The sequence below is a fragment of the Plantactinospora sp. CA-290183 genome, assembly GCF_050936375.1.
GTDB lineage: Bacteria > Actinomycetota > Actinomycetes > Mycobacteriales > Micromonosporaceae > Plantactinospora.
In genome coordinates this window covers 1-19018 of sequence record NZ_JBNJMX010000043.1, presented here as the reverse complement: position 1 = coordinate 19018, position 19018 = coordinate 1, and the positions used below count along the sequence as shown (strand labels likewise).

Below are 19018 nucleotides of genomic sequence, written 5' to 3'. Positions count from 1 at the left end.
CGCCATCGGTGCGGTGAGCGACGCCTTCGCGGAAACGGTGTCGCCGGAGACGGCGGCCCGGATCGCGGTGCGGGCCGAGGTCGCCTCGGACTCGCTGATGTTCCGCGACACTGCGGTCCTCTTCGCCCAGCGCCGAGGCGAGGTGATCGAGGACTTCGGTTCCCCGCTGCCGCGCGCGCGGATCCTTGGCTTCGGTTCGCGCCCGACGATCGTCGACACCGTGGACCTGCCGCTCGCCAGGTACACGCGCGGCGAGACGGAACGCTTCGCCGCGCTCCGGCCCATGCTGCGGGAGGCCGTCGCCACCAAGGACGTGGCCCTGCTGGGCGAGGTGGCGACGGCCAGCACCCGGATCAACCAGAACCACCTGCCGATCCCAGCCTTCGACCGGATCCTCGCCGTCGTCGACGAGGTCGGGGCCGCCGGGCTGCAGACCGCGCACAGCGGGAACATCTCGGGGATCATCCTGGACACCGATGCCCACGACGTCGACGCCCGGACCGAGCACGCGCGGCGTCTGTTGCGGCGGATCGGGATCGTCGAGCAATGGGAGTTCGACACCAATGACTGAGACCTGGTTGGCAGCCGCGCTTCCGCGCTCCGGTCATGCCCGTGCTCTGCCCGCCGTCCCGCTCCTCGTGACCGCGTAGCGTCCCGCCGGCCATGACGAGCCGGACGCTACGCGATCATCGGCGTCAGGCCAGGAACCAGTTCTGGTTGGTCCAGCCGTTGCAGGCCCACAATTGCACCCGGGAACCGTTGGCCGGAATGGTGTTGCGGTCGCCGTCGAGACACTGCCCGCCGTAGTAGTTGCGGAACTGCGCGCCGTTCCAGACCCAGATTCAAGCGGTCCAGCCGTTGCAGGCCCACAATTGCACCCGCGAGCCGTTGGCGGGAATGGTGTTGCGGTCGCCGTCGAGGCACTGCCGTCCGTGGTAGTTCTGGACCCGGTAGTAGCCGACCGGGTAACCGCTGACCGAGGTGAAGATCCACGCCTGGTTGGTCCAGCCGTTGCAGGCCCAGAGCTGCACCCGGGCGCCGTTGGCGGGGATGGTGTTGCGGTCGCCGTCGAGGCACTGCCCGCCGTGCCGGTTGCGGACGTACTGGAAGAGGTAGCTGGCGGCAACGGCGGACCTGGCCTCCGACCCACCGGCCCTGGGCAGCGCGGACAGGTCGCTCAGGGCGACGGTCGCCTCGGCGGTGTGCGTCGGGTTCGCCGTCGCGGGCAGTGCTTCCTGCCCCGCTGCGCCGGGCAGTGCTTCCTGGCCCGCTGTCGCGGGTGGTGCCGCCCGGTCGCCGGCCGGCGCGTCGGCGTGTGCGGTGCCGGCGGGCAGCGCCAGGGCCAGCCCGAGCGCGGTGGCCAGGACGGCGGCACCGCGACCGCGCCGCCGGTTCCGGGTTACGCCGCCACCGATAGAATGGGTAGACAATTTCATTTTCGCTCCCCGATCATCCGCTGGTTTTCCGTCGTCCATGACGCGGTCGAATGCCGACGACCGTGTCATGGACCGGAGTGGGCGGCTGTCACGAAAAGGACTTGTCCACATGCCCCGCGCGGCGGCTGTGAAATGTCGGACAGTTGTCGACACGGAGGTGACCGCAATTCATGTGCCGAACGCGACCCGACCGTAGCGGGCATGGATTGTCGGGCCGGGGCGGGGCGACTTTCCCTAGCGTGGGTGCTCGACAGGGAAGGAGACCGGAGTGCTGGAACCGCTGAACGAGGCGATGGACCACATCGAGCGGCACCTCGATCAGCCGATCGAGGTGGCCGAGCTGGCCCGGATCGCGGTGACGTCGGAGTACCACTTCCGGCGGCTCTTCTCCGCGCTGGCCGGCGTGCCGCTCTCCGAGTACGTCCGGCGTCGGCGGCTCACCGTCGCCGCCGCCGAGGTGCTCGCGGGGGAGCGGTCACTGCTCGACATCGCAGTCCGGTACGGCTACACCTCGACCGAGGCCTTCACCCGGGCGTTTCGGGCGCTGCACGGGGTGGGTCCGGGCGAGGCGAGGCGGACCGGCGCGGCGTTGCGCGCCCAGCCCCGGATGTCCTTCCGACTCATCGTGGAGGGGAGCGGCAGTATGCGATACCGGTTGGTGGAGAAGGACGCGTTCACGGTGGTCGGGCGGAAGGCCCGGGTGCCGCTGGTGTACGAGGGGGTGAATCCGGCGATCGCGGAGTTCATCCGGAGCATCGACCCGGAGACGGTACAGCGGATCGCCGACCTCTCCGACCAGGAGCCGCACGGGCTGGTCAGCGTCACCGACGACCTGGACGAGAGCCGGGCGGAGGGTACCGAGCTGGACTACTACCACGCGGTGGTGACCGGCGCCGACGTCCCCGGGGACATGCAGGGTCTCGCCGTGCCGGCGGGGACCTGGGCGGTCTTCGAGTCCTCGGGGGAGTTCCCGAGGACACTGCAGCACCTGTGGCGGGACGTCTACACGCAGTGGTTCCCGTCCAACCCGTACCGCAGCCGGCCGGGGCCGGAGATGTTGCGGACCGAACTCTCGGCGGACGGTACGACGGCGGAGGCGGAACTCTGGATCCCGGTGGAGCGCAGTACCGGCTGACGTGGTTGCGGCCTTTCCGGTCCGGGTAGAGGGCCTACCGGAGGTGGATGATGACTGAGCAGTCCCGAGGGACACCCGACCGGCAGGACGAGCAGAGCGCGGCCCCGGGCGATCCGTCCGGAGACAACCGGCCCGGTGACGATGCGGCTGGCTACGACCCCGGCAACGACACCGGGCAGGTGTTGGGGCAGAGCGTGCCGGTGCGACGCGAGGTCGCGGAGGCGCCCCCCGGCTCGCCGCAGACCGGTGCGGTACGCACCGCAGACGGCAGGCCGAGCGCCGAGAAGCCCTACCCGTAGGCCGCGGAGACAGCTCCGGTGAGCAGGGATCGGGCGGTGCGGTAACGCCGCCTGATCCCTGCTCACCGCGGCCGGAGCTTCGGTGCTCAGCGTCCGGAGCCGCGCCGCTTCGACAGGACCGCCCAGAGCACCCCGGCCGCGACCACCGTGAAGGACAGCAGGCAGCAGAGCGAGAGGACGAGGACGTGCCACGGCTTGATCGCACCCATGGCGCAGGAGGTTAACCGATGCCGCGCGGCTCCGGTGGGTGGCGGCACCGGGCCAGCCCGCGCGGCGCGCCCCGCCCGTCCCGGGACAACCCCTAGTCCACATCATCCGGCCGTGGTCATGGACGGGGACTCCGGCTGGTCGTCGCCCACCTCTGGCGGACTACCCTCGCCGGTATGTCCGACTCCCGCCTGCTGCGCATCGGCACCCGCAACTCCCCGATGGCCCTCGCTCAAGTCGAGCGGGTCCGCGCGATGCTCGCCGACCGGCACCCCGACGTCACCGTGGAAGTGACGTCGATGTCGACCAGCGGGGACCGGTGGCACGGCGACCTGGCCGCGCTGGGCGGCAAGGGGGCGTTCACCAAGGAGGTGGACGCCGCCCTGCTTGCCGGGGACGTGGACCTGGTGGTGCACTGCGTCAAGGACGTCCCCGGGGACCGGCCGGCACCGGCCGGCACGGTGATGGCCGCATATCTGGCCCGGGACGATGTCCGGGACTGCCTCGTGCACCCGGGCGGGCGGCGGATCGAGCAGTTGCCGGCCGGCACCCGGATCGGCACCTCGGCGGTCCGGCGGGTCGCGCAGCTGGCCCTGCACTGGCCGAACCTGGTGCCGGTGGCCATCCGAGGCAACGCGAACAGCAGGCTCGGCAAGCTCGACGCCGGCGACAGGTACGACGCGCTGCTGCTCGCGGTCTCCGGGCTGGAGCGGATCGGGCAGGCCGCCCGGATCACCCACCCGATCGACGTCGACACGATGGTCCCGGCCGTCGGCTCCGGCACCCTGGTCCTGCAGTGCCGCGAAGACGACACCGGCACCCGTGACCTGGCAGCCAGCCTCGGCGACCCGCGGGCCTGGCAGGAGACCGTAGCCGAACGGACCATGCTGCACATCCTCCAGGGAAACTGCCATTCCCCCATCGCCGCGCTTGCCCGTACCGAACCCGACGGGCGCCTCGGCCTGCGGGCGAGGGTGATCAGCCTCGACGGCAAGACCGTGCTCGACGTGCACGAGTGGGCGGCGGACCCGATCACCCTCGGCACCTCCGTCGCCGCGGCCCTGCTCCGGCAGGGCGCCCGTGACCTGCTCGACCTGCCTGCCCACGGGGCGGCCTGACCGACCGTGGACAGGCTGCCGGCCACCCGTGCCGTCGTGAGTGGATCACCTATGCTCGGCGCGTGATCCCCCCAGCACTCGAGATCCGCGGCCTGGTGAAGACCTTCGGGACCCATCGCGCGGTGAACGACATTGATCTGACCGTCCGCGCCGGCACGTTCCACGGCATCGTCGGACCCAACGGCGCCGGCAAGTCCACCACCATCGGGATGGCGGTCGGACTGGTCAGTCCGGACGCCGGGGAGATCCGGATCCTCGGCCACGACGCGCTGCGCGACCGCGGCCTGACCCGCGCACTGACCGGCGTGCTGCCCGACGGCCTCGACTTCCCGGAACGCCTGACCGGCGCCGAGCTGCTGCGCTACAGCGCCGGCCTGCGCGGGCTGCACCGGGCTGCGGCCGCCGACCGGGCCGCCGAGCTGGTCGAGGTGCTCGGCCTGGCCAAGGGCGCCGGCACCCCACTCGCCGACTGCTCCACCGGCACCCGCAAGAAGCTCGGCCTCGCCCAGGCGCTGCTGCACGCGCCCCGGCTGCTCGTGCTCGACGAGCCGTTCGAGGCGGTCGACCCGGTCTCCGCGGCCACCATCCGCCGGGTGCTGCGCCGGTTCGTGGCCGGCGGCGGCACCTGCGTGCTGTCCACCCACTCGATGCTGCTGGTCGAGCAGATGTGCGACGAGGTCACCGTGATCCATCAGGGCCGGGTGGTCGCCGCCGGGCCGGTCGCCGAGGTCGCCGCCGGCGGCACCCTTGAGGACCGGTTCGTCGAGCTGGTCGGCGCCGACGTCGCCGGCAGCGCCGGCCTGGACTGGTTGACCGGGGCACGATGAGCGCCGATCTTTCGCCCCCGGCCCGCTGGCCGGCACCCTGGGCAGGATCGCGGTACCGGCCCGGATGCGTACGGCCATGCTGCGTCGCTCGCTGCGCGAGCATCCGGGACCCACGGTGGCCGGCCTGGCCGGTCTGCTCGCCGCCGCCTGGCTGATCCGGTACGCGCTCCGCGGCGACCAGCACACGCTCGCCCTGCTGGCCGGGGCGTGGGTTCTCGGCTGGATCGTGTTGCCGCTGCTGCTCGGCGGCGGGCGCGGCCGGGTCCGCCCGGCCCACCTGCGGCTGGAGCCGATCGGCGGTGTCCCGGCCGCGATCGGTCTGCTCGCCGCGTCGGCGATCGGCGTCGGCCCGGCCGTCTCGCTGGTGGTGCTCGCCGCGCTGCCGGTGCACGCCGCCCGTTACGGCGCGGTCGCGGTCCTCGTCACCGCCTTCGGCGCGGCGCTGCTCTGGCTGCTCGGGCTGATCGGTTCGGCGATCGCGCTGGAGGTCGTCGGCCACGCCGGCGGGCCGGCCGGGGCGCTGCTCACCGGCATCTTCACCGGGACGGCGATGGGGGTCGCCGGATCGCTCTGGGCGGTCTTCCCCTGGGTGTCGGTCCTGCTGGTCGGGGCGCCGGACGAGGTGGTCCGGGCGATGCGGTACGTGCCGAGCGGCTGGCCGCTCTCCGCCGTGGCCGGGCCACCCGACCGAGGGGTGCGGATGATGGCGACCCTGGCGGGCGTCGTGGTGCTCTGCGCCGCCGCGTACCTCCTGCTCGTCCGAAGGGCGATCACCGCCGGCGTGCCGTTCCGGCCGCGCGGGACCACCGCGGTCCCGCTCTCCGGCGGCGCCGACAGCGAGCCGGCCGCGCTGCGCCGGACCAGGGCGGCAGCACCGGCCGGAGCGGGGCGTGCCCGGCGCGGGTGGCTGGGACGGGTGCCGCCCGCGACGCGGGCGGTTGCGAGACGGGAATTGCGGGCCTGGCTGCGGCATCCGCTGCGGCCAGCAGTGATCCGGCGTCCTGCGGTGGCGCACGCGCGCTGCTGGACTACGCCGGATTGCCGCTGATGACCGATGTACTCGCTGCCGCGGCCGGCGCCGCTCGCCGTGCTCGGCGCGGCGGCGATGTCGGCCGGATTGAGGTCGGACTGGACGGCACCGCGTTGTGGCTGCCGCTCACCACGCCGGGCGGCGAACGTGCCGAGGTCCGCGGGCGGGCCCTGGCGTGGCTGGTTCTGGTCACCCCGATCGGGGTGCTGCTGACCGTCGCCGGTGTCGTCCTCGCGCCCGATGTCGACGCGCTGGTCGCGTTCGCCACCCTGCCGGCTCTGCTCGGCGCGGGCGCCTCGGTGCCGGTGTGGGTGTCGCTGCTGCGGGTGCGCCCGGTAGCCGATCCGCGGCATCCCACCTCGGCCGACAACCCGACCGACATCGTGAGCGTCCTGGTCGCCACCGGGGCTGGGTTGCTCGCCGCGGCGCCGGTGTTCGCGCTGGTGGTCTGGGGCCCACCGGGGCTGGCGCCGCTGGCGCTGCCGGTCGGGCTGCTGTGCGGGGCTGCGGTCTGCTGGGGTGGCATCTGGCTGGCCGACGACCACCTCGGGCGGCGCGGTACCGAGGTGCTCGCCGCGGCGAGCCAGCGGAGCCGGCCCCCGGAGACGGTGATCCCGCTGAGGTGGGACGCGGAGTGGTATCGGGAGAACAGGGCGACCGCGTGGGCACTGGGGTTGCTGACGGTGGGGTGGATCCCGGTGATCCCGCAGGGGGTGATGGTGCTGGCGTTCGGGATTGACGGTGGGTGGATCGTGGCGGGTCACCTTGAGGGGGGCGCGCGCACCGCAACGGCGTTGGGAATGGTCGCCCTGGGCGGTGCGATGCTGCTCGCCGGCCTGGTGCTGTGGGGTCGCCGACCGCAGCCGGGCGCCTCTCCGCACGCCCGACCTGCTCCGTGAGAGAACGGCGGTTCGCGGATGACCGGATAGCGGGTCAGGCGTGTCCAGCAGCAGCCCGCTCAGCGTCCGTCCGTGACCGCAGCGATCGCGCCGTACGGCCGGTGGGTGCCGTCGCTGGGCCGGTGCTGACGCTCGACCTCGGTGAAGCCGGCCCGCCTCAACCGCGCCGAGAGTTCGTCAGCGGGCCAGCGATAGGCCGTCACGACCTTGTGGTCGAAGGCGGCGAGTTCGTCGCCGTCGAAGAAGCCGACCACCAGCGTGCCCGATGGCGTCATCACTCGCCGGAACTCGGCCAGCACACCGTCGAGGTCCTCCGGCGGTAGATGGATCAGCGAGAACCAGGCCAGGATGCCGGCGATGGAGTCGTTCTCGACGTCGAGGCTCTTCATCGACCCGAGTTGGTACCTACCGTCCGGATGGGCCGCCCTGGCGTGGGCGATGAACTCGGGAACCAGGTCGATCCCCAGCGCATCGACGCCGAGTGACCGGAGGTAGTCGGTGAGGTGGCCAGGTCCGCAGCCCAGGTCGAGCACGGTGCCGGGCTGACTCGACAGATGTCGCCGGATGAAGGCGAGGTCGTCGGCAGGTACCTTCTGGCGCGTACCGAACAGTTCGATGTAAAGGTCTGCGACGGAGGCGTACGCGTCCCGAACCTGCTCCAGATCCACCGCGTGACTATATGAGATCTTGGACCGCCGTCATCACCGGAGCCGTGCGCGTTGGTGGGGCGTGCCGGGCGGTTCGTCGCCGGTGACCAGGTCGAGTTGGGTGATGGCGACGTCGTGCCAGGCGTCGTTCTTCCAGCCGATCCGTCGGTGCACGCCGACGGGCCGGAACCCGAATGCCGCGTGCAGCCCCATGGCGGCCTCGTTCGGCACGGTCGTCTTGGCCACCGCGACCCGGTAGCCGCGTTCGACCAGGCGGGGGAGGAGGGTCTGGTAGAGCGCACGGCCAGCGCCGGTGCGGCGCCGTCCGACCTCCAGGTAGACACTGACCTCGCACGACCAGCGGTACGCCGGACGGGCCGCGAACGGCCCGGCGTACGCGTAGCCGATGATGTCGCCGTCGACCTCGGCCACCAGCCAGGCATGTGATCGGGTGGCCGCCTCGATGCGCCGGGCCATCTCGGCGACGGTTGGCGGCTCGGTCTCGAAGGTGATGGCGGTGTCCACCACGTACGGCCGGTAGATGGCCGCGCAGGCGGCGGCGTCCTCGTCCTGGTCGGCGTCCCGGATCAACGGCGGCATGCGGTCATAGTAAACGAGGATGCCACTATAGTGACACCATGCCGGACCGTCTGACCGCCGATCTCGCCGCCACCCTGCGCACCGCCCGGACCGACCGGGAGCTGTCGGTCAATGCCCTGGCGGAGCGCTCCGGCGTCTCGCGGGCGATGATCGCCAAGATCGAGCGCGGCGACGCGCAACCGACCGCAGCCCTGCTGGGCCGGCTCAGCGCGGCGCTCGGCATCAGCCTCTCCGAGCTGTTCGCCCGCACCGAGGGTGAGACGCCGAGGCTGGCACGGCTCACCGACCAGACCGTCTGGGTGGATCCGAAGACCGGTTACCGGCGCCGCTCGGTGTCCCCGGCCGGCGGCTCCGTGCAGCTGGTCGAGGTCGAGCTGCCGGCCGGCGCGGAGGTCTCCTACCCGGCCGACTCCTTCGCGCTGGCGCACCACCAGATCTGGGTACTGGACGGGTCTCTGCGCTTCCGCGAGGGCGACGTCGAGCACGACCTGAACGCCGGGGACTGTCTGGAACTCGGCGCACCGGCGCCCGCCACGTACCGGAACGCCACCCGTCGGCCCTGCCGTTATCTGGTGGTACTCAGCCGGCGTCGCTAGTGGGTGGGCGGCGCCGAGGGACAGCGCCTCAGGCGGGCGGGAAGTCGAACTCGCCGTCCCTGGCGCCGGCCAGGAAGGCGTCCCACTCCTCGCGGGTGTAGACGATCGTCGCCGCGTCCGGGGCCTTGCTGTGCCGTACGGCGACCCGGCCGGAACCGTCGAGCAGCGGGCCGGCCTCGACGCAGCTTCCGCCGTTGCTCGCGCTCTTCGTGCTGATGTGCCAGGCCACCGCCGGCAGGGATTCGCTCATCACAGCTCCTCCGCAATCGTCGCGATCAGCTTCGCCGACCCGGGCCGGTCGAGTGCGATCTGCTTCAGCCGATCGTACGCCTCCGCGTACCGCCGGGACTTGGGCGATTCCATGAAGAGCCGGCCGCCGAGGGTCTCCGTGTAGGCCACCTCGGGATAGGGCTTCGGCATCGTGAACAGCCAGAATGACCCGTCCAGGCCGGCGTGCAGGCCGACCGTCGCCGGCAGCACCCGGACCTCGATGTTGGGCAGGCGGAGCAGTTCGCCGAGGTGTTTCAGTTGACCCCGCATCAGCTCCGGGCCACCCACCGGGCGGCGCAGCACGCTCTCGTCGATCACCGCCGAGACGGTCACCCCGAACTCCGGCTCCAGCACCCGCTGCCGGTCCAGCCGCAACTGCATCCACTTGGCCACCGAGAACGCCGTCGCCCGCTGTCCCTCGGCATTGCGGATCACCGCCTCGGCGTACTCCGGGATCTGCATCAGGCCTGGCATGAGCATCGCGTCGAACGAGCAGATCCGCTCGGCCCGGCTCTCCAGCCAGGGAAAGTCGATGAACGAGGAGTCGACCAACTCGTCGTAGTCGTCGTCCCACCGGTCGGTGCGCCAGGCGTCCTCGGCGAGCTGGACGAAGTGCGCCCGGGTCCGTGGATCGTGCTCGCCGTAGAGGTCGAGCAGGGCGACCACGACGTCCCGCCGGAACGGCCACTCGGCCCGTTCCCAGCGGGCCACCGAGGAGAAGTCCCGTTCCAGGAACTCGGCGGCCCGCTTCAACGTGAAACCGCGCCGCTCCCGCAGTTCCCGCATCTGCTGCCCGAGCCACTGCGCGCGCAGGGTGTGTACGAACGATTCACGTCTGACCGGCATGCTCGACCCTCCGACGGCGCGGACTCCGACCACGGCATTGGTGTCTCTTGCACCAATGCCGGAGCCACTGGAAACGTGGTCTCCGGATGAGGGGTGATCACCGGCCCCCGGAGAACTCCGGTGCAAGCAACGGCAACCGCGGCTGGGCCAACAGCCGAGCAGGTGACGAGGGTCGGCGTCGCGGGTGGCAGCCGCACTACCGCACCTCGTCGGGTCTCAACTGGAGCGTCGGGATCAACGCGGATCCCGGCTCCGAACCGACTTGTCACATATCTATCACGAATAAGACGTATCTGACGACCCCGCGTACTACTCAACCAACCAGGACAGCTCTGGTGCCGTACTCGCCGAACGAGGCTGCGGTGTCAGGGCGGGGCGGTCCGGCCCGGATCGGCAACCGGGCCGGGCCGCCCCTTCCAGTCAGCGCGAGAGGAACCGGCCGTGGATCCAGTGACCCACCGGCGACGACCGCCGCCCAACCAGATCGTGGAGCGGGTCTTCACGGCGCTGCCCCGGGCCGCCGTGGAGGCGTTCACCGGACGGGACGGCCCGGCACCCCGGTACGTCATCCACCTCCCGGCGACCGTCGCCGACCTGTCCGGGGCGCTCGACCTGGCGTACGCGCTGGCCGGCTCGCTGGGTTTCCTGTCGGAGATCGACGCGGGGGAGGTGACGGTCTCCGAGGAGGACGCGCAGCACGTACACCATCGGGTTTTCTGTGACCGGTTGCTGCCCGGCCGCCGCCGGTGCGCGTTGCGGGCCGACCACGGCGGGCCCTGCACCTCCGCGTCGCCGGAGTGAAGGCGAAACTTAACTTCGTCAACACTTGTGATCATGGGCAGATATCTCCAACGATGGGTTTCGATAACCTCCAACCCCCCATCGGGAGGATCGATGAGCACCACCGGCACCCCGGCCCGGCGCGCGCGGCGCCTGCTCAGCTCCGCGCTGACCGTCGCGGCGCTGGCCGCCGCCACCCTCGCGGCCACCGCCACCCCCGCCCAGGCGGCGACCACCCCCGGCATCGACGTCTCGCACTACCAGGGCGCGATCAACTGGACCAGCGTGCGCAACGCCGGCATCCAGTGGGCCTACATCAAGGCCACCGAGGGGACCACCTTCAAGGACTCGCGGTTCAACACCAACTACCCGGCCGCGCACGCCGCCGGGGTGATCCGCGGCGCCTACCACTTCGCCCGCCCGGCCGCGTCCACCGGCGCCGCCCAGGCCAACTACTTCGCCAGCAGCGGCGGCGCCTGGTCGGCGGACAACCTCACCCTGCCCGGCGCCCTCGACCTGGAAGCCGGCTGCCACGGCCTCTCCCAGGCCGGCATGGTCGCCTGGATCCGCGACTTCCTGAACACCTACCGGGCCCGCACCGGCCGGCACGCGGTCATCTACACCACCACGAGCTGGTGGACCACCTGCACCGGCAACTACTCCGGCTTCGCCAGCACCAGCCCGCTCTGGATCGCCCGCTGGGCCAGCGCCCCCGGCGCCCTGCCCGCCGGCTGGGGCACCTACACGATGTGGCAGTACACCGACAGCGGCAGCGTGCCCGGCATCGCCGGCGCGGTGGACCGGGACTGGTTCAACGGCGCCCGGGACCGGCTGCTGGCCCTGGCCAACAACACCGCCTGACCGTACGCCCGACTGGCGCGGACCCGGAACGGGTCCGCGCCACGCAGGACTTGTTGTCCTTGGGTTCGTGCCTGACGACGTGTCCGAGGTCTTTGCTGTACCACTGTTTCGCTGGCGGCCGTCGCGCTGGCGGCAACCGGCTCAGGCCTGCAGCGGTATGGCTCTCCCTACCGCTCGTACGGTGGCGGGCCGGATCGTGATGGTTGCCGAGTTCGTGGAGTCTGGTCCTCGTTGTCTGTTCGAGGAGGAAATGATGCCGTCCACGTACTCCCGCCGCACACTGCTGGCCGCTCTACCCGGCGCCGGACTGACCGCCGTCCTGGGTACAGCGGCCGTCGCTGGCCCGGCGGCGGCACGCCCGGCAGTGACAGGTGCGGCCGGAGCGGTGCGGGCCGCTCTCACCCGGGCTGCGCGGCCCCTGCGCACCACCGAACTGGGCGGCGACCTCAGCGATCTACGCCCCTTGGGCGTGGCGATCGGCGGGGCCTCCGTCGTGGGCCTCGGTGAGGTCGTGCACGGCGCGCACGAGCTCTTCGCCCTCAAGCACCGTGCGTTCCGGTACCTCGTCCGGGAGAAGGGATTCACCACCTTCGCCCTGGAAACCAGCTGGACCGCCGGCCTGCGGCTCAACGACCACGTCCTGCACGGCATCGGTAACCCCCGCGCCATCATGGCCGAGGAGTTCGGCGTCGCCTGGCCTTGGAACGTGCACGAGATCCTGGACCTGATCAGGTGGATGCGCGCACACAACCTGCGCCACCCCACCCGCCCCGTCCAGTTCATGGGCACCGACATGGCGCACCCCCGCATCCCCACCTCGCTGTTCGAGCGTGTCACCGGCTACGCCGCCCGCCAGCACCCCGCGCTCGAACCGCAGCTCACCGCCCTCTACCGCGAGCTGCACGTGCACGCCACCACGGCAGCATTCATGGCCCTTCCCCAGCCCGACCGCCGCCGCATCGCGGAAAACGTCCGCGAGGCCCATCGCCTGCTGGCCGCGCAGCCGTCCGGGCCGGACCGCACGGCGTTTGATTGGGCCGTACAGCACGCCCGAGTCCTCGCTCAGACCGCCACGCTGTTGTCCTACGACCTGGCTGACCCGCAGCAGATTCCGCAGGCGATGCGCTACCGCGATGAACTGATGGCCGACAACACCGCATGGTGGAACCGCCACACCGACCACAAGATTCTCCTGTCCGCCCACAACGGACACACGGCTTACCAGACCTACGACCCGGAGCACTATCCCGTCATCCAGGGCACTTACCTACGCCAGCTGCTCGGCGCCGATTACATGTCGATCGGAACAACGTTCGGCCACGGCGCCAGCACCGTCCCCGAAGGCGAAAATGCAGAGTGGACCGTCCACCGCTTCGACCCGCCACGCCGAGGCAGCAGCGAACACACCCTCGACCAGATTCCCCACCGTGCCTACCTCATCGACCTGCGCACCGCCCCACCACCAGCTCGGGAGTGGCTCCACCAGGACCGCCCGACCCGTGACATCGGCCCGCCCGGCGACCCGTACCGCCCGTACACGCTCGCCCATGGCCATGACGTCCTCGTCCACCTGCACAACCTCCGGCCCGCCACGCCCCTGTCCACGGGCGCACCGAGTTGACACGACCCGCCCTGTGCGGCTCATCGCGCGCCGACGTGGGCTCCGTGGTTGCGGAGCGTCGGAGTAGCCAGCCGTGGGGAACTGGCGTGGCCGTCGGCCGTGGCCCGGTGTTCCCGATCCTCGGGGTAACCACGGCCGCACAGATCAGGAGGCGACGGCCCCTCGGGAGCGATGGCTGAGCCCGAAGCAGGGGGCGCGGCTCAGCACGCCCCGCCGATCCGGGCTCAGCGCGTCTCGCTGTCGGCCGTGCTGAGTCTCGCGCAGGCCAGCACGGTCAGGGCGGCTCCGAGCAGCAGCGCCGCAACGGCGATGGCGGTCTCGACGTCGGGCCCGGTCTCGACGGCCACACTGACGCCCATCTGGTAGAAGGTGTCGCTGTCGCGCGGCTCCGGCCGACTCCGCCAGGCATGGTCCACCGCGAGCCAGGCGGCCGTGGCCAGCACCGTGGCGCCCACTGCGACGATCGAGGCGGTGCCATGGCGCCGGACCGCGCGGCCCACGACCCAGGCATACCCGCCGAGCACGAGCAACGCCGCCACGGCCACATTGGTGAACGAGCCGAGTGGTCCGGTCAGCCCCGATGGGAGGAGGCCGACGAACACCAGGGCGATCAGTGTGAGCACGCCCACGGTCGGCGCGGCCCGGCCGATCCGGCGCAGCCGCTCCCGCGGCAACCGTCCGATCGCGACGCCGAGGCAGGCGGAGGCCAGGATCAGGCAGCTTGCCACGGCCACCTGTCGCAAGAATTGCGTCCGCTGCCGTACCGGGTCGCTCAGCAGCGCGATCAGCTCGCTCGCGCTCGGTGGGGTGTCGCCGAATGGCGAGGCCACCCATCCCCATATCTCCGCGACGCCCGCGAGGGTGAGTAGGAGCAGGCCGCCCTGCAGCAGCAGGCGTGTCGACCGGGGCACGGCGGGACCCGTCACCGCGGGGTGGACGGCGAGGACGCCCAGCACGACGACGCCGCCGACACCGGTTGCCCAGGGGGAACCGAACAGCGCACCCACGACGGCGAGCAGCGTCGCTCCGAGGAGCAGCAGGAGCGTGTTCACGGGAGGCACCCGCACAGGGTAGACGGGCGGATCCCGGACACGGCGCCCCCGGCGCGAACCGACTCGATCTTCCAGAATGCCGGTCGTAGCGGTAGCTGATCGAAGGCACTGACATCGGCACGAGCGTGCGCCGTCCGGGCACCAGCCGCAGCGGAGCGGCCACCGACGGCGACGGCTTCGGTGTCGCGCTCACGAGTACGCAACCGCCGGAGGTGGTGGCTCTGCTCGTCACGTCGCCCTGCGTCAGGTCTCCGGACGGCAGATACCCCGGTGGATCACCCGTCCGCCGCCGGCAGCGGGATCCGGACGGCGAGCACCGTCGGTCCGCCCGGCGGACTGTCCAGGTCGAGTACGCCGTCGAAGGCGGCCAGCCGTCGCCGGATGCCCCGCAGCCCGGTGCCCCGGTCCGGGTCGGCACCGCCCCGACCGTCGTCGGTGACGGTGATCCGCAGTGCCGCGCCGATCCGCCCGACGTGGACGTCGATCCGCGCCGCCCCGGCGTGCCGGATCGCGTTGGCCAGCGCCTCCAGCACCGAGAAGTACGCGGCCGACTCCACCGGCGGGTCGAGCCGGCCGGACAGCTCCCCGGTCACCTCCACCGGGACCGGGCTGTCCAGCGCCACCGCCCGTACCGCGTCGAGCAGGCCCCGTTCGGCGAGCACCGGCGGGTGGATGCCCCGGACCAGATCCCGCAACTCGGTCAGGGCGGTCGCCGAGGTCTCCCGGGCCTGCGCCACCAGTGCCCGCGCGCTCGTCGGGTCCTCCTCGATCAGCCGCTCCACGCCGGCCAGGCTCAGCCCGACCGCGATCAGCCGGGCCTGCGCGCCGTCGTGCAGGTCCCGTTCGATCCGGCGCAGCTCGGCCGCCTGCGCGTCGAGCGCGTCCGTCCGGGTCTCGGTCAGCCGGCGCACCCGCCCGGCCAACAGCGCCGAGCGGGTGGGGGAGAGCAGCAGCCGGTCGTACCGACCGCGCAGCCGCAGCAGCGGCGGGCCGAGCAGCGCCCCGAGCGCCGCCACCGCCAGCCCGAGCGGCAGGCTGACCCAACCGGGGACCACGTCCAGGGCCGGCACGAGGTGGGTGACGCCGTACCAGAGGTACCACGGGGTGACCCACTCGCCGGTGAGGAGCCCGAGCGGCACCGCCCAGGGCACCCAGGAGAGCGGCTGCCAGGCCAGCCCGAAGAAGCCGACCGAGATCAGGGCCGCCGGCACCAGCCCGAGCGCGCCGGGCAGCGGGTTGGTCAGCATCCAGAGCTGGTCCCGCCAGGTCGCCGGGTCGGTGAAGAACCAGCCGTACGCCTGGGCGCGCATCGCGGACTCCCGGTCGGGGTGGAGGTTGCGGCCCACCCGGTAGCGGCCGTCCTCCTCCGGGGGCGGAGCCGCGGGCCGCGGCCGGTACGGCTCCGCGACGGCGGCCCCCGTCCATCGCCCGAGATACCGGCGGTGGCGGGCCACCAGCGGTCGGGTCAGCGCGGAGACCTGCGGCGAGAGCCCGGTCCAGGTGACCAGCGCGGTCAGCAGGTTGAGCAGGAAGCCGCCGAACGCGGCCAGGCCCAGCCCGGTCAGCCCGGCGGCGTGCCAGGCGGCGGAGGTCCGGCGCCCGATCCAGCCGGCCAGGCCCCACCGGTGCCACCAGGCCGACGGGGCCGGCTGGCGCAGCAGCATCCGGCTCCACCGGGCGTGCAGCCGCAGCGCGGCCGGGCCGAGCGCGACGCCCGACGCGGCGAGCACCAGGCCCACCAGCCCGGTCAGCGCCGTCGGTGCCCCGCCGGCCAGCCCGGCCGCGACCAGCCCCACCCCGCCCGCGACCAGGGCCGGTGGTACGGCCACCGCCACGCCGCCGGCGACCGGGGTGAGCAGCAGCCAGAGCAGCTCGCGGAGCAGCGCCGGATCGTCCGCCCGCCACTGGACCTCCAGCAGGTACGCCGGCGTCCGGCGCGACCGGTAGAGCTGGTTCTCGTACACGTACCAGCCGTCGGCCCGGCGCTGCGGAGCCGGCGGCCCGGGACGGTGCTCGACCGCGACGGGCAGCCCGCCCCAGTCGCCGGCCAGCCGCCGGCCCAGCTCCGCCAGCCGCTTGACCACCCGGGCGGCGGGCAGGTACGGCAGCACCACAGTGGCCGCCAGTAGCAGGAACAGCCCGGCGGCGAGGCCGACCAGCCCCAGCCCGAACTGGGCGAGGTTGCGGAGGAGCGCGAGCGCGTGGCGGCGAGGCATGGCCACAGTCTGGCGTCGCGACCGGTGCGGCGGGATGCCGGTGAGCACCGGACAGGGGTGTAGCTTCCCCCACCCCGGCCGGGTAGCTGGAGGCATTACCCCGGGCCGCCCGAATTTCTAGCGTCGTTGCCATGACAGTCATCGAGGTGAGCAACCTGCGCAAGCGGTACGGCGACCAGACCGCCGTCCGCGACGTCTCGTTCGAGGTACGTCCCGGCGAGATCTTCGGCATCGTCGGCCCGAACGGCTCCGGCAAGACCACCACGGTGGAGTGCCTGACCGGGCTGCGCCAACCCGACGGAGGCACGCTGCGGGTGCTCGGCCTGGACCCGGGACGCGACCGCACCGCGCTGCGCCGGCTGGTCGGCGTGCAACTCCAGGAGAGCACGCTGCCGGACCGGATGCGGGTGTGGGAGGCGCTGGACCTCTACAGCTCGTTCTACCCGGAGCCGGCGGACTGGCCCGCGCTGATGACCGACATGGGGCTCGCCGGCAAGCGGAAGACCCCCTTCGGGAAGCTCTCCGGCGGGCAGAAGCAGCGGCTCTCCATCGCGCTGGCCCTGGTCGGCAACCCCCGGATCGCGGTGCTGGACGAGCTGACCACCGGACTGGACCCGCAGGCCCGCCGGGACACCTGGCAGCTCATCCGGGACATCCGGGACCGGGGCGTGACGGTCGTGCTGGTCACGCACTTCATGGACGAAGCCGAGCGGCTCTGCGACCGGCTCGCCGTGCTGCGCTCCGGCGAGGTGGTCGCGCTGGACACCCCGGCCGCGCTGACCGCCCGGGCCAGCGTGCCGGGAGTCGCGAATCCCACCCTGGAGGACGCCGTCCTCGCCCTGACCAACCCGCCCGCCGCCGGCGCGCGGCCCTGAGCACCGTCGCACGCCACGAGGAGACCGTCATGAACACCACCATCTCCCCGGGGGCCGGCCCGGCCGTCGTCGCCGGGGCACCCCGCCGGGTCGTCGCCCGCAGCACCGTCAAACTGGTCGTCACGGAGGCGAAGCTCTTCGTACGCGAGCCGGTGAGCGCCTTCTTCTCGGTGCTCTTCCCGGTGATCCTGATCCTGGTGCTGGGTGCCGCGATACCCAGTTTCACCGAGCCGAGCCCCGACATCGGCGGGCGGTTGCCGATCGAGTTCTACCTGCCGGTCACGCTGGCCCTGGCGATCGCCACCGTGGCGCTGGTCGGCCTGCTCAGCACCCTGACCGCGTACCGGGAGAAGGGGGTGCTCCGGCGCCTCTCCACCACCCCGGTCTCGCCGATCCGGCTGCTGGCGGCGCAGCTGGTGGTGAACCTCGCCGCCCTGGTCGTCGGCTGCGGGCTGACCGTGCTCGGCACCTGGCTCGCCTTCGGCCTGGCGGTACGCCCCAACGTCGCCGGACTGCTGCTCGCCTTCCTGCTCGGTTCGACCGCGATGGTGGCGGTGGCGCTGCTGATCGCGGCCGTCTCGCCGACCAGCCGGACCTCGATGGCGATCGGCAGCCTGGTCTACTACCCGCTGCTCTTCGCCGCCGGGGTCTGGACGCCCGGGCCGCTGATGCCGGACGCGGTGCGCAGGGTCGCCGACTTCACCCCGCTGGGCGCGGCGTCGCAGGCCCTCCAGGACGCCTGGGCCGGCGACTGGCCCCGGCCGCTGCACCTGGCGGTGCTGGCCGGGTTCACCGCGCTCCTCGGTGGTCTGGCCGCGAGGCTGTTCCGCTGGACCTGACGGGCGCACCGCGCTGACGGGGTCCGGCGGGCTGACGGGGGCCGGCGGTGCCCGGTGCGGTGGCTGGGCAGGGCGCGGAACTGACGGCGGGCCGGTCGCGGGTCTTCACCCGGCCGGCCCGCTCCGGGCCAGCCCGTCGATCAGCGCGTCCAGGCCGAGCGCGAACGCTCCCTCGTCGACGCTCTGCTGGTGTTCGGCGAGCCGGTGCGCCTGACCGAGGTGCGGGTAGTGCGCCGCGTAGAGCCGCGGGTCCTCGACGAAACCCCGGGCGAACGAGCCGAGCGCCGAGCCGGCCACGAAGTAGCGCATCAGCGCGCCGATGTGGGTGGCCCGGGCCGGCGGCCAACCGGCCCTGACCAGCCCGCCGTAGACGGCGTCCGCCATGGCCAGTGCCGCCGGTCGCCGGCCCGGCCCCCGGGCCAGGTACGGCACGATGTTCGGGTGTGCGGCCAGGGCACGCCGGTAGGAGTGCCCCCACCGCCGCAGCGCCTCCGGCCAGTCGTGGGTGGCGAAGAACGAGACGTCCACCTCGGCGGTGATCGCGTTGGCCACCGCGTCGAGGATTTCGTCCTTGGTGCCGAAGTGGTTGTAGAGCGAGGGTCCCCGCACCCCGAGCGCGGCGGCGAGCCGGCGGGTGGAGAGCGCCTCCAGCCCGTCGGCATCGATCAGCGCGGTGGCGGCGGCGACGATCCGCTCCCGGCTGAGCAGGGCCGGGCTCGGGCGGGGCATCGCGACCTCCTCCTCGACCGGTGCGGGCCGCCCCGACCACCGAACGTGGACTGGCGCCCAAAAACTTCCAGCGCTAGTTTAACGGGGACCGACAGCGAGCGGAGGAGAGCAACGTGAGCAGATTCGCCGAGCGGG

The 19018-nt window shown here is 72.4% G+C and carries 20 protein-coding genes and 2 pseudogenes; 13 read left to right on the top strand and 9 right to left on the bottom strand.

From position 1 onward, the window contains the following. A pseudogene (locus ACQEUR_RS25100) lies at positions 1–571 on the top strand (hypothetical protein); the annotation flags it as partial. A 271-nt stretch (positions 572–842) separates the two neighbouring features. On the opposite strand, the gene ACQEUR_RS25095 reads toward ACQEUR_RS25100, so the two are convergent. Next, a complete protein-coding gene (locus ACQEUR_RS25095; RefSeq protein ID WP_433035822.1) occupies positions 843–1436 on the bottom strand; it encodes an RICIN domain-containing protein in 594 nt (197 codons plus the stop codon). A gap of 268 nt (positions 1437–1704) precedes the next feature. Between ACQEUR_RS25095 and ACQEUR_RS25090 the strand changes: the two genes are divergently transcribed. Further along, positions 1705–2571, top strand: coding sequence for an AraC family transcriptional regulator (locus ACQEUR_RS25090; RefSeq protein WP_433035819.1), 867 nt, complete (start codon positions 1705–1707; stop codon positions 2569–2571). 50 nt (positions 2572–2621) lie between these two features. Then, the gene (locus ACQEUR_RS25085) at positions 2622–2870 is read left to right on the top strand and encodes a hypothetical protein (protein WP_433035816.1); all 249 of its coding nucleotides are present in this window, start codon (positions 2622–2624) and stop codon (positions 2868–2870) included. Positions 2871–2956: 86 nt separating this feature from the next. Here ACQEUR_RS25085 and ACQEUR_RS25080 read toward each other — a convergent pair whose 3' ends face one another. Next, complete coding sequence (locus ACQEUR_RS25080; protein ID WP_433035813.1) at positions 2957–3079, bottom strand: hypothetical protein; 123 nt, start codon at positions 3077–3079, stop codon at positions 2957–2959. A gap of 174 nt (positions 3080–3253) precedes the next feature. Here ACQEUR_RS25080 and hemC point away from each other — a divergent pair, with 174 nt between their 5' ends. From hemC to ACQEUR_RS25060, 4 genes are all read left to right on the top strand, one after another. Then, on the top strand, positions 3254–4195 hold the full coding sequence (hemC, locus tag ACQEUR_RS25075; protein WP_433035810.1) for a hydroxymethylbilane synthase: 942 nt from the start codon (positions 3254–3256) through the stop codon (positions 4193–4195). A 62-nt stretch (positions 4196–4257) separates the two neighbouring features. Then, the gene (locus ACQEUR_RS25070; RefSeq protein WP_433035807.1) at positions 4258–5022 is read left to right on the top strand and encodes an ABC transporter ATP-binding protein; all 765 of its coding nucleotides are present in this window, start codon (positions 4258–4260) and stop codon (positions 5020–5022) included. Positions 5023–5086: 64 nt separating this feature from the next. Further along, positions 5087–6070, top strand: a complete 984-nt coding sequence (locus tag ACQEUR_RS25065) for a hypothetical protein (protein WP_433035804.1) — start codon at positions 5087–5089, stop codon at positions 6068–6070. Further along, the gene (locus ACQEUR_RS25060) at positions 6070–6951 is read left to right on the top strand and encodes a hypothetical protein (RefSeq protein ID WP_433035801.1); all 882 of its coding nucleotides are present in this window, start codon (positions 6070–6072) and stop codon (positions 6949–6951) included. Before ACQEUR_RS25065 ends, ACQEUR_RS25060 begins: the two co-directional genes overlap by 1 nt. Before the next feature lie 59 nt (positions 6952–7010). Here the strand turns inward: ACQEUR_RS25060 and ACQEUR_RS25055 are convergent, their stop codons facing one another. Both ACQEUR_RS25055 and ACQEUR_RS25050 read right to left on the bottom strand, forming a co-directional pair. Continuing rightward, on the bottom strand, positions 7011–7619 hold the full coding sequence (locus tag ACQEUR_RS25055; protein ID WP_433035798.1) for a class I SAM-dependent methyltransferase: 609 nt from the start codon (positions 7617–7619) through the stop codon (positions 7011–7013). Positions 7620–7652: 33 nt separating this feature from the next. Next, a complete protein-coding gene (locus ACQEUR_RS25050; RefSeq protein WP_433035795.1) occupies positions 7653–8198 on the bottom strand; it encodes an N-acetyltransferase family protein in 546 nt (181 codons plus the stop codon). A gap of 38 nt (positions 8199–8236) precedes the next feature. Between ACQEUR_RS25050 and ACQEUR_RS25045 the strand changes: the two genes are divergently transcribed. Continuing rightward, positions 8237–8794 carry a helix-turn-helix domain-containing protein gene (locus tag ACQEUR_RS25045; RefSeq protein WP_433035792.1) on the top strand — a complete coding sequence of 186 codons (558 nt, stop codon included), beginning with the start codon at positions 8237–8239 and terminating at the stop codon, positions 8792–8794. Positions 8795–8822: 28 nt separating this feature from the next. Here ACQEUR_RS25045 and ACQEUR_RS25040 read toward each other — a convergent pair whose 3' ends face one another. Both ACQEUR_RS25040 and ACQEUR_RS25035 read right to left on the bottom strand, forming a co-directional pair. Then, complete coding sequence (locus ACQEUR_RS25040) at positions 8823–9044, bottom strand: DUF397 domain-containing protein (RefSeq protein WP_433035789.1); 222 nt, start codon at positions 9042–9044, stop codon at positions 8823–8825. Next, positions 9044–9910, bottom strand: coding sequence for a helix-turn-helix domain-containing protein (locus tag ACQEUR_RS25035; RefSeq protein WP_433035786.1), 867 nt, complete (start codon positions 9908–9910; stop codon positions 9044–9046). The genes ACQEUR_RS25040 and ACQEUR_RS25035 overlap by 1 nt, the downstream gene beginning before the upstream one ends. Positions 9911–10351: 441 nt before the next feature. Here ACQEUR_RS25035 and ACQEUR_RS25030 point away from each other — a divergent pair, with 441 nt between their 5' ends. The 3 genes from ACQEUR_RS25030 to ACQEUR_RS25020 all read left to right on the top strand — a co-directional run bounded on the left by ACQEUR_RS25030 (position 10352) and on the right by ACQEUR_RS25020 (position 13172). Next, positions 10352–10711 (top strand): hypothetical protein, encoded by a 360-nt coding sequence (locus ACQEUR_RS25030; protein ID WP_433035783.1) that lies wholly within the window; start codon positions 10352–10354, stop codon positions 10709–10711. A gap of 93 nt (positions 10712–10804) precedes the next feature. Then, complete coding sequence (locus ACQEUR_RS25025; RefSeq protein ID WP_433035780.1) at positions 10805–11551, top strand: GH25 family lysozyme; 747 nt, start codon at positions 10805–10807, stop codon at positions 11549–11551. Between the two features lie 181 nt (positions 11552–11732). After that, entirely contained in the window at positions 11733–13172 is a 1440-nt protein-coding gene (locus ACQEUR_RS25020) for an erythromycin esterase family protein (protein ID WP_433035777.1), read from the top strand. Positions 13173–13396: 224 nt separating this feature from the next. Here the strand turns inward: ACQEUR_RS25020 and ACQEUR_RS25015 are convergent, their stop codons facing one another. Both ACQEUR_RS25015 and ACQEUR_RS25010 read right to left on the bottom strand, forming a co-directional pair. Further along, complete coding sequence (locus ACQEUR_RS25015) at positions 13397–14233, bottom strand: hypothetical protein (RefSeq protein WP_433035774.1); 837 nt, start codon at positions 14231–14233, stop codon at positions 13397–13399. Between the two features lie 266 nt (positions 14234–14499). Beyond that, positions 14500–16440 (bottom strand): sensor histidine kinase, encoded by a 1941-nt coding sequence (locus ACQEUR_RS25010; protein WP_433035771.1) that lies wholly within the window; start codon positions 16438–16440, stop codon positions 14500–14502. A gap of 131 nt (positions 16441–16571) precedes the next feature. Between ACQEUR_RS25010 and ACQEUR_RS25005 the strand changes: the two are divergent. Beyond that, positions 16572–17303: pseudogene (locus ACQEUR_RS25005) on the top strand (ABC transporter ATP-binding protein); the annotation flags it as partial. A 41-nt stretch (positions 17304–17344) separates the two neighbouring features. Continuing rightward, entirely contained in the window at positions 17345–18154 is an 810-nt protein-coding gene (locus ACQEUR_RS25000; RefSeq protein WP_433035768.1) for an ABC transporter permease, read from the top strand. Between the two features lie 105 nt (positions 18155–18259). Here the strand turns inward: ACQEUR_RS25000 and ACQEUR_RS24995 are convergent, their stop codons facing one another. Then, positions 18260–18883 (bottom strand): TetR/AcrR family transcriptional regulator, encoded by a 624-nt coding sequence (locus tag ACQEUR_RS24995; protein ID WP_433035765.1) that lies wholly within the window; start codon positions 18881–18883, stop codon positions 18260–18262. Between the last annotated feature and the right edge of the window lie 135 nt (positions 18884–19018).